Annotated in this window: 9 protein-coding genes and 1 tRNA gene; 8 read left to right on the forward strand and 2 right to left on the reverse strand. The window is 45.8% G+C overall.

Translation table 11 applies throughout. The features are described from left to right. Nucleotides 1-74 precede the first annotated feature (74 nt). From A3G19_RS08945 to A3G19_RS08975, 7 genes are all read left to right on the forward strand, one after another. A complete protein-coding gene (locus A3G19_RS08945; RefSeq protein WP_041192359.1) occupies nt 75-527 on the forward strand; it encodes a hypothetical protein in 453 nt (150 codons plus the stop codon). Nucleotides 528-572: 45 nt separating this feature from the next. Beyond that, nucleotides 573-2,267 carry an outer membrane protein assembly factor gene (locus tag A3G19_RS08950; protein ID WP_015652505.1) on the forward strand — a complete coding sequence of 565 codons (1,695 nt, stop codon included), beginning with the start codon at nt 573-575 and terminating at the stop codon, nt 2,265-2,267. After that, nucleotides 2,264-5,095 carry a translocation/assembly module TamB domain-containing protein gene (locus A3G19_RS08955; RefSeq protein ID WP_294872153.1) on the forward strand — a complete coding sequence of 944 codons (2,832 nt, stop codon included), beginning with the start codon at nt 2,264-2,266 and terminating at the stop codon, nt 5,093-5,095. The genes A3G19_RS08950 and A3G19_RS08955 overlap by 4 nt, the downstream gene beginning before the upstream one ends. Nucleotides 5,096-5,169: 74 nt before the next feature. Then, the gene (locus A3G19_RS08960; protein WP_015652503.1) at nt 5,170-5,601 is read left to right on the forward strand and encodes a hemerythrin domain-containing protein; all 432 of its coding nucleotides are present in this window, start codon (nt 5,170-5,172) and stop codon (nt 5,599-5,601) included. Further along, nucleotides 5,601-5,843, forward strand: a complete 243-nt coding sequence (locus A3G19_RS08965) for a DUF2249 domain-containing protein (protein ID WP_015652502.1) — start codon at nt 5,601-5,603, stop codon at nt 5,841-5,843. Before A3G19_RS08960 ends, A3G19_RS08965 begins: the two co-directional genes overlap by 1 nt. After that, nucleotides 5,836-7,101, forward strand: a complete 1,266-nt coding sequence (locus A3G19_RS08970) for a hypothetical protein (protein WP_015652501.1) — start codon at nt 5,836-5,838, stop codon at nt 7,099-7,101. The genes A3G19_RS08965 and A3G19_RS08970 overlap by 8 nt, the downstream gene beginning before the upstream one ends. Nucleotides 7,102-7,171: 70 nt before the next feature. After that, nucleotides 7,172-8,422, forward strand: a complete 1,251-nt coding sequence (locus A3G19_RS08975; protein WP_015652500.1) for an MgtC/SapB family protein — start codon at nt 7,172-7,174, stop codon at nt 8,420-8,422. Between the two features lie 95 nt (nt 8,423-8,517). Here the strand turns inward: A3G19_RS08975 and A3G19_RS08980 are convergent. Further along, a tRNA-Ser gene (locus A3G19_RS08980) sits at nt 8,518-8,605 on the reverse strand. Between the two features lie 48 nt (nt 8,606-8,653). Next, nucleotides 8,654-9,091 (reverse strand): hypothetical protein, encoded by a 438-nt coding sequence (locus A3G19_RS08985; protein ID WP_294872156.1) that lies wholly within the window; start codon nt 9,089-9,091, stop codon nt 8,654-8,656. A 255-nt stretch (nt 9,092-9,346) separates the two neighbouring features. On the opposite strand from A3G19_RS08985, the gene dgt reads away from it, so the two are divergent. Continuing rightward, nucleotides 9,347-10,276, forward strand: a 930-nt coding sequence (gene dgt / locus A3G19_RS08990) for a dGTP triphosphohydrolase (RefSeq protein WP_294872159.1), incomplete at its 3' end; no start/stop codon positions are given.

Below are 10,276 nucleotides of genomic sequence, written 5' to 3' on the forward strand. Positions count from 1 at the left end.
TCAACGAACGAAAATAGTACCATGTTTTTGTTATATCGGCGTTAATAAAGTTAAATTAATCAAGGATACTTTCTATGTCTTATAAACAATGGTTTGATGCCCACGGTCTCAAACATGCGAAAGTGATGGAAAAATTAACGCACTTAAGCGACAACGACGTGATCGTCTATTTTCGATTTGAAAATATGGTTATCCATGAAAACGATTTTTGTCCTCTCTATACAGAAAATAAAAAATGCCATGATACCGAAACACTAAACTGCTACCTCTGTGCCTGCCCCAACTTCCGCTTCAACGATGCAGGGTTTCAGCAAGAGGAGGCTAAAACACTTTTTAGCACCTGCTCGATAGAGAGTCCCGACGGGGATCGCTTTCTCACCGATACGGCCATCCACCAAAACTGTTCCGGATGTCTCGTCCCCCATCAGGAGAGTTATATCCGCAAAATTTTCGATCGTAACTGGTTTGTCATGATGAAAAAAGTACCGTGTGAAGCGGGCCAAGAATCCTCTGGTTATCCAGAGTAGACCAATGTTACGGTAAAATAGGGGATACTATTTTGAGGAGGGGCAATGCGTATCATTATTGTGTTGATGACATTTGCCCTTCTTACCCTCGCCACACCCCTATCCATCACATTTAGCGGCAATGAAGAAATTAAATCCGATGCCCTGTACGGTGTATTAGGCTTACGGAAACCCTACGGTATCGAGGTGTGGGAAGATCAGCCTTCAATCGAGCCCATAGCCATTGCTCAAAGCGTCTCGGCGCTGAGCAGTTTTTACCGTTCCAAAGGTTTTTACCACGCCAAAATCACCTCAGAAAACACTGAAAAAGAGGTGGTCTTCAAAATTCAGGAGAATTCTCCTATACGCATCGGGGACATCAAAATCAACAGTCCTCTCGATATCACATCGGCCATTACTCTTCATGAAGACGAACTCTTCGACCAAGAAGCTTTTTCCGCTTCCAAATCGGCCATTAAAAAACGCTACGGTGAAGCAGGCTATTGCAATGCGCAGTTCAATACCAAAGCATGGGTCGATATCGAAACCGATCACGCCTATTTGCTGTTTGAGGCTACACCGGGTGAACCGTGTACTTTTGGCCCAATCCGTGTCGAATCAACCCCAAACATCGACGGAGAGCTCACGGCGTCAATGCTGCGATTCGAAGAAGGAGACCCTTACAGCGTCGAAGCAATCCGCATGAGCTACGAAGCCCTCTATGCCCAAGAGGGAATTACCCGTGTCCTCATAAACGATAACGAACGTAACGGCAGTATCGTTCCTATCAGCCTCAGCATCGAAGAGGCGGAACGTCCTATCCGATTTACCGCCGGTTTGGGATACAGCAGTGATGAGGGATTTAGAGCGCAAACCGGTTTAAAACATCGCAATTTTTTCGGTGATCTTAAAACCCTCGCACTTGATTTGCGCTATTCACAAATCAAACAAGAGGCTTCGGGAACTGTTGGCATGCCGCTGCGCAATCGGGGACTGCTCGGAGGTGAAATCGGTTATACGAACGAAATTTTTGACGGGTATAAAACCGAAAGTATTTATGAGAAAATAACGGCAAAATATCAAGACAATCCTGCTTCTGCAATGGTTGGAGTGCTGTTTGATCGGGCAAAAACCTATGAATCAAAAGATATCAGTACTTTCCCCGATTCGATTTTATTTATCGCCTCTCCATTGGGTGAACTCAATTTCGACACCCGTGACAAACCTCTGGAACCGACGGAAGGATACTGGCTCAACGCCAAACTGACCGGATCGATCCGCTCTAGTGTGTTTTCCGATGCGACCTATTTTAAAAGCCTCGTCTCGGGTGCTTATATCACCCATATCGGGGATCATATTTTTGGAGCTAAACTCAAATGGGGAACGCTGCGTCTTTACGATGGAGAAGTTCCATCGTCATACCGTTTTTATGCAGGGGGGATGAATTCAAACCGTGCCTACACCTACCGTGATCTTGGTCCCAAAAACAGCGACGGCGACCCCGTCGGTTTTTCAGCGCTCACTGAAGGGACACTTGAATATCGATTCCCGATTTATCAGGAGTTTCGAGGGGTATTATTCAGCGATACCACCTTTGCATCTCAAAACACCCTCCCCGATTACGTCAATAATGCCTATTGGGGGGTGGGAGCAGGTATCCGTTATGTAACACCGGTGGGACCCATCGCAATCGATTTCGGAATCGATCCGAACGACAGCAGCCAATACGCCATCCATTTTCGTATCGGAGAACTCTTTTGAAGCGTCTGCGATCCCTCCCTTGGCTAAGATGGCTCAAACATTTGTTTGTAACGTTTCATTTTCTCCTCTATAGCGCCATTTTACTCGCATCTGCGGCTTTGTATATCGCTTTTCGCCCTGACAGTTTGGAAATCGTCAATACCTATTTTCTCGAACCCTTCGATGTCCACTACAGCCATGCAGAGGGATCAATCGTAGAAGGGTTTGTCCTCCATAACGTCCGCAGTGACAAAATGGAAGCCAAAACCCTCGTACTAAAATACAATCTGGTCAAAATGCTGGAGGGGGAGCATACGATCGATTCGATCAAAATCGATGGTTTACGCCTCCATCTGGATGATTTTATCAGCGATGACGACTCCATCTGGCCGTTTCCAACTTTCCGCCTCCGTGACGTATCGATCACCAATCTCCAACTTATAAGTTCCTATCCGATTGAACTTGATCTTAGCGGTAAAAATGGCACCTATGACGGAGATGATCTGAATTTTGCCTCCTTTCGTGCTACCTTGAAATCACGCTATGCGAGCGGTGCAATACACGGTGTGGTCCGAAACAATTCCCTCAAAGGGTTATGTGATCTCTACCCCAATACCGCTGAACTCGCCCCTTATAGCGGGCGCTTCACGACATTGCCGCGCGTATTGAGGGTAAAAATCAACGAGCTCTCTGCCAATCAGGCACTCTTACAAACCGCAATCGCGCGGTTAGAGTCTAAACAAGATGCCCGTGTTCAAGCCGAAGCAATTACCCTGAATTTTCGTTATCTTTATGACAATGACTATTTCGATATCGATGCACTCTATAAACTCATACGTGAAAATGACTCGATACACACCAAACAACACCTCCGTTATGCGTTGGAAGGGATTACTACCTCGGAATTTGACGGAATTATTACCTCAGAGCATCCGCTCCCATCCAACACGCTGCACGGAGAGTTCACCGATTCGCTCAAAGGTCTCACCGGAACGCTTCAACTCGATAGAAGCATCCTCCAGCTCTTCAGCAGTGATTACGACCGTTTCAACTTGACACTCCGCAGTAAAGATCAAAATCTCTCCTTTATCCCAGCATTGCCGGAACATATCCGTTCTTCCACACTTCAGCTCGATGCTAAAGGATCGTATCTCCTAAGCACCGCTGGATTACGTGGAGAGATCAAAGCGCTCCACGATCATGCACGCTTTGAGGGAACTTTTTCGACCCTAAACGGCCATCATTCCCTGGATGGAAACCTCATCCTCCCCCAAGATGCCGCGATGTGGAGAAATTGGGCCCATAAACCACCTGAACATCTCCTCCTCTCCCTCGATGATGAGGCCAATGCAACACGTTTGCAGCTAAGCGGAGCTTCTTTAGCCCTTAATGCCACCCTAAAAGGGGAACAGCTTAAAGGTTCCGGCAATTATTTAGGGGGCTTTTTTGATATCGTAGGCTCCCTTTCACCGTCTCAAAACAGTGTTGACATCGATCTTCTTATCCCCTCATTGTTCACTACCCTCTCCAAATTGGAACCGATCGAACTGCATCAGGGTGAGTACTACGATGCGGAAATACGGGCCCGTACCCACATCGATTTTACCGATACCCTCACCATCAAAAGTGAACTCAAAATTCCATGGTACGCCGCCGTACTCGATTCTCAACGCGCCTATGCCGGTACAGAGGGAAGTATGAATATCGATTATCGGGATGGAAATATCACCCTCAATCGTTACCGCTTCGAAGTGGCCGATCATCCTATCTTTAGCGACAAGAGATCGCACATGCATCTAGATGGTGTAGGTGGCATTATCGTCGATGAGTTGTGGGTTTATGATAGCTTGCTCCTCACAGGAAGTATCCAAAATGATCTTAGCGCTGCTTTACGGCTCCGATCAGAGCGTTTTAGCTATAAAGGCCCCGAGGGAGAAGCGCACGCACGGGCCGATATCATCTTTACACGCGACAACAATGCCAACCAAAATCTCTCCGGTGAGCTCACAATACTCGATGCGACCATAACCTACTTGCCGCTGCAGCAGTTCAAAGTAATGGATGATGACATTATCATCATTCAAGACGTCCGCCCTCCAAGCAGTGCTAAGCTCTCTACAAATCTTCATATCACGGCACGCGAACCGATCCATTTCAAAACCAAAGAGCTCGATTTACGTCTCAACCCTGATATTACTCTCTGGAAAGAACCGACCGATCCTATGCAAATTTTAGGGATGGTGAGTATCCCAACCGGCAGTGCGACGACAGCGGGAAAACACTTTACCATCAAACCTTCCGAGATCTATTTCGGCGGAGATGTCCCACTCAATCCGTATCTGAATCTCACAATCGGACATGAGGTTGATTACCATAAAATCCTCATCTATGTCACACATACGCTCGATTCACCGATTTTCCTCTTTAGCTCCGATCCGGTTATGAGCCAAAACGATATTATGAGTTATATCCTCTTCGGCTCACCGGCAAATGCTGTAAGCGGAGGGGATACGTCAACAACAACCGTTCGCGCCGATGCGACCAACTTCATGCTCGGTGCAGGGCTTAAAGGGCTTATCAGCGGTGCAACAAAACTCCAGATCGACACCATGAATATTCTCACCACCGCTGAGGGGGGAATGGGGTTTGAAGTGGGAGCACGTCTCAACAAAGACCTCCGAATTCTCTATAAAAACGATACGGTATCGAGTGTTTTACTCCAATATACCGTGAACCGATGGCTGCGGCTTGATGCCGATATACACGAGTTGGGGCAGGGGATCAACGCGATCTATATCAAAGATTTTCGTGATTTCCTGCCGCACAATAAAAAAGTCATTCAAAAATAATTCTTGATATTCGTCAAGAACGATACGCTTTGATCCTTTTATACTGTCGTACTTAAAATGATAAAGGAATAACCATGATTTTCGAGTTTATGCGTGACGATCACAGAGCATGCGATCATCTTTACACCGAAGCGGAAAATGCACTTGCAGACAAAAAAACTGACGAAGCCAAAACATTGTTCGAATCGTTTTACCAAGCGACCAATCACCATTTCGATATGGAAGAACGTGAACTCTTTCTCACCTTTGAACAACGGACAGGGATGATGGGGGGACCGACGCAAATGATGCGATACGAACATCAGCAGTTACGCAGTCTCCTCGAATCGATGCGTCTTGCTCTGGGTGAAAACCGCAATGATGATTTTTTCGGAATCGGAGAGTCGATGATGATTATGCTCCAGCAGCACAACATGAAAGAGGAACAAATGCTCTATCCGATGATCGACCGCGCTTTAGGCGACGATGCAGAGTCAATGATTCAAACACTTAAGGATATGGCGTAATGATCCTCCTCGACACCCGAGAATTCGACCATCCGATCCCATTGGAAATGGCGGTAGATCGTTTTAAAAAACTGAAGGGTGAAGAGGTGATTCATATGATCCACCGACGTGAACCGATCCCGCTTTTTGAGATCATTACCAAAAACGGCGGTCGATATCTCAGTGTCATGGAGAGAGATGATCTTTGGCATATTTACATTACCCGCAGTCCCACACTCGCACTGGAGCACACCGATGTATAATGGTCTTTCCCTCGATCAAGCCCCTCCTCTTTCGGTGGTCATGCGCTTTTTTCTCACCGTTCCCCTCTTTGGGTTAGTCCTGTGCGCAATCATCTTTTTTAACCCTCACACGGTTCTAATCCCCAATCATCCCTTTTCTCTTGCAGCGATTCATCTGATGTTTTTAGGAATCATCACCATGAGTATGATCGGTGCCCTGTTTCAGATGCAGAGTGTTTTGGGGGGACGCCCTATCCCGTCGGCTCCAGGGAATGCTTTTTTGATTCATCTGTTTTTCGTGATCGGAATCCTCTCCCTGAGCGGAGCTTTTATCACTACCCTTCCTCTCCTCTTTGTGATTGCATCCCTCTTTTTGGGTGCCTCGATCCTCTATAGTGCGAATCTTATCCTTCCGCTTCTCTTTGGCGGAGTTACGCATGACACGCTTCGGGGGATGCGGCTAGCCCTCATCGCCCTCTCTCTTACCGCGATTTTAGGGATTATCATGGCGAGCGAATACGCTAACAGCGCGTTTAGCGCTTCCCACGATGCCCTCCGCAGTATCCACTACTCCTTCGGTCTGATCGGATGGGTCGGGGCCCTGATCATTGCGGTAGCGTTTCAAGTCGTCGAGATGTTTTACGTCACAACCGCGTACAGTTCATGGTGCAAACGAAATGCTTTTAAAGTGATTGCCGCTTCTTTGGTTTTAAAAACAATCTGGCTGATCGGAGCATTACCGTTTGTTTGGATGTTTGATCTCGTTATGGGGGCGTTATTGGTCGGGTTTATCGTTACTACGGTAAAACGGCTCAAAGAGCGCAAACGCCGTGTTAGTGATGTGAGTATTTTGTTTTGGGGATTTGGAATGGCTTTGCTTATGATTTCCATTATCGCATACGCTCTATTTTCCTACAACGACTACCCGCCGTTTCAAAGTATGGCCTTAATCTCTTTTGCCCTGTTTGCATTATCAATCATATTGGCAATGATGGGGAAAATCGTCCCTTTTTTGGTGTGGTTCCACCTCAGTTCATCCGGATACATGGATGCTCCGATTATGTCGAATATTATCCCTCACTCTCGTGCCAAAGGGTTATTTTGGCTCTTTGGATTGACGGCTGTTCTCACTTTAAGCGGCGTATTTTTCCCTGAGTTACTAAGACTTAGCGCCTTTAGCGGAGCCACTATGTTCATACTGCTGCTAATCAATCAGACCAAAGCGCTGCGGCTCTACCGCCATACCCTCATTCACGGAACACGCTTCGAGCAGATATAACTTAGCGAGATTGCAAAATTTTCAAGTGCTTATCGCTATAATCAATCAACGTTCATAAAGGGATGATGATATGGAGCCGCTATTTATTCAAAACAGTATTCTCTCGCTTGTCTTGGGCTTTGTGATCGGCTTACAACGTGAAATGCACACCATCTATTCGAACAAAACCCAAGATTTCGGAGGAGCCAGAACCTTTTCGATGATCTCTCTTTTTGGGTATTTATCGGCGTGGTTTAGTACCTTTTTTCCCTACTTTTTTTTGATTGCCGCAGTGCTGATGGGATTATTGCTCATCGCTGCGTATATCGTCAATAGTGTCTCCATCGCCGAAAAAGGGGCGACAACCGAGTTCGCGGCCCTCGTCACATTTGTCATCGGTGGGATGTTAAACTACTCCCTCCCCATCTTTTCCGTCTTTATCACGATTATTGTCCTCTTTGTCCTCAACATTAAAGATACCGTCCGAGAGTATGAGCAAACCATCACCAAAAAAGACCTCAGTGCCGCTATTTTATTTATGATTATGACCTTTGTCATTCTCCCGGTTTTACCCGATAAAACCATCGATCCTATGGGACTGGTGAATCTCTACCGTATCTGGATTATGGTCGTTTTGGTGGCAGGAATCTCTTTTTTCGGCTACATTGCCATCCGTATTTTAGGCTCCACACACGGTATCGGTGTGGCTGGACTTTTTGGGGGATTGGTCTCATCAACCGCTGTGGCGATGAGTATGGCACGACGCGTCCATGAAAACGGTTTTTTAGCCAAAAATCTGGCACTAGGTATCGCTCTGGCTTCCTCCATGATGCTTATTCGCGCCGGCATAGAGATGTGGGTCATTAATCCCGGTATCACCCGTCTCTTTATCATCCCCATTGTGGTAGGTTCACTCTTTGGATACGGATATATCGCGATGCTCTATTTCACTTCGAAACGAGAGAATATCCCTCAAAACATCGAATTTAAAAACCCGTTTGATCTCAAAGAAGCACTGGTAATGGGACTGATTTTTGGTGCAACGCTCGCTTTGATCACACTCTCGAACCGCTACATCGGGGATATGGGGGTCTATGCGGTCGCTCTGGTCTCAGGAATCGCCGATGTCGACGCCATTATTCTCTCCCTCTCTTCATTGGCCAAAAACGGTCTCAACCCCACTACCGCTCAATACGCTATTCTCATCGCTATTATCAGCAATACGTTCGCCAAAGCGGCTCTTGTCCTCTTTTTTGGAAAAATGCCCCTCTTTCGATTCGTATTGATGTACTATCTCATATCGATCGGTGCATTTACGATAACAGCGCTGATAATGCTATAGATAAAGAAAAATATGATTTGATTAATAGAAAGAGTATGGGTACAGAAAGAAAAATCGTCTTTTGGAAGTCCGTAAATAGGGGTTTCATAGGGGTATGGCGGACAGCTAGGGGTTCGAACCCTAGATAGGTTGCCCTATACACGCGTTCCAGGCGTGCGCCTTCGACCACTCGGCCAGCTGTCCAGTTAAATGGAAGAGCGAAATTATACCCAAGTGTGCTTTGGGTTAGCCTTAATAGCCAAACTTCTTCGTTGGCGATTTTTTGCGTGATTGCTCTTTATTCCAACGATTGTTGATATGTTTGATCCATACGGCAAAAATACCAATCAAAAGCAAGGCGGCACATACCTCATATCCGATTGCCCAGATAACAAAGAAAGAGGCTAATTCAAACTGTAAAAAATACTCATAGCTCGCTTCCGCAACAAATAAAAATAAGAATAACAACCCCATCAGATACGGGAGTATCAGAATATAAAGGGCTAAGACGATTCCCTCATACCCCTCCGGCGAAAAAACAAAATCACGGTAATCGAGCGACTTTTGAAAAAAGTCATCTTCCATTTTACGACGTGATTTGAGGTTTTGGTTCTGATACTCTCGAGCGCTGTTTCGGGCGCTGTCTGAGATCAATGCCGACTGTATCCGTTTCTCTTTATTTGTACTCATAACTGACTACCTTAAACGCGTGATGATAAATTATATCTTGTTTTATAAAAAATGTTGATTGATTGGCAAAAGAATTCTATAATATTAATAAATTATAGATAACCGAAACACGAAGGAGATGCATTTCGGTCAAACTATCGAAGGAGAATCGAATCACCATTGTAGAAAAGAAGTGTTAATTTTGTGTAAAAAAAATATTATTTTTGAATGACCATTAGGTTGATATAATGCCATGACTCTATAAAAAGGCTTTTTGTGCTCCCAAATCAACGTTTTTACTCCATCAGTGACGATTTTCGCTCCCCTTATGCCCGTGATCGCGATCGTATTATCCATTCAGGGAGTTTTCGACGACTTGAGTACAAAACACAGGTCTTTTTGAACTCTCAGGGGGATTTTTTTCGTACCCGTCTCACCCACAGCATCGAAGTGAGCCAAATTGCCCGCTCTATCGCATCGCATTTAGGGCTGGAGGAATCGCTCGCTGAGAGTATTGCTCTCTCGCATGATTTGGGACATACCCCTTTCGGACACATCGGCGGAGATACTCTCGATGTGTGTTTACGCGAACGTGGATTTAAGTGTGGATTTGAGCACAATTTCCAGAGCTTTCGGGTCGTAACCAAACTCGAACAGCGCTATAAAGCATTTTTAGGCCTCAACCTCACCTACGCGACATTGGAGGGGATTTTAAAACACTCCTACCCTTATAACAAACCATTTTTGCCCAATGAAATCAGGGAATCCTTTGCTCTCGACACCCACCCCAGCATCGAAGCAATGATTGTCGACCGTGCCGATGAAATCGCTTACATCAGTCACGATATCGATGATGGAGTCGCATCAGGACTTATCAGCTTTGAAACCCTGCGTTCCAGCGAACTGATACAAACCATTTTAGAAAAAGTATACGATGAAGGTATCCACGAAGACGAGGACGAAATGTTCCGCTACCGTTTCAGCTCCCATCTTATCAACCATTTAGTCTATTCACTCCTCGAATATTCCCGAGACAAAATCGATAACACCCGTGTGTTAGCTTCGGTCATACCCGCATCCGAGCCGATTGTTATCGGATTTGAGCCGGAGTTGGAGACGCAGATCAAAAAACTCAAAAAGCTTCTTTATCAAGAACTCTATCAACACAAACACATTATGCGCAAAATGTTTGCCGGAAAACAGGCG

The organism is Sulfuricurvum sp. RIFCSPLOWO2_12_FULL_43_24 (assembly GCF_001829605.1).
Lineage (GTDB): Bacteria > Campylobacterota > Campylobacteria > Campylobacterales > Sulfurimonadaceae > Sulfuricurvum.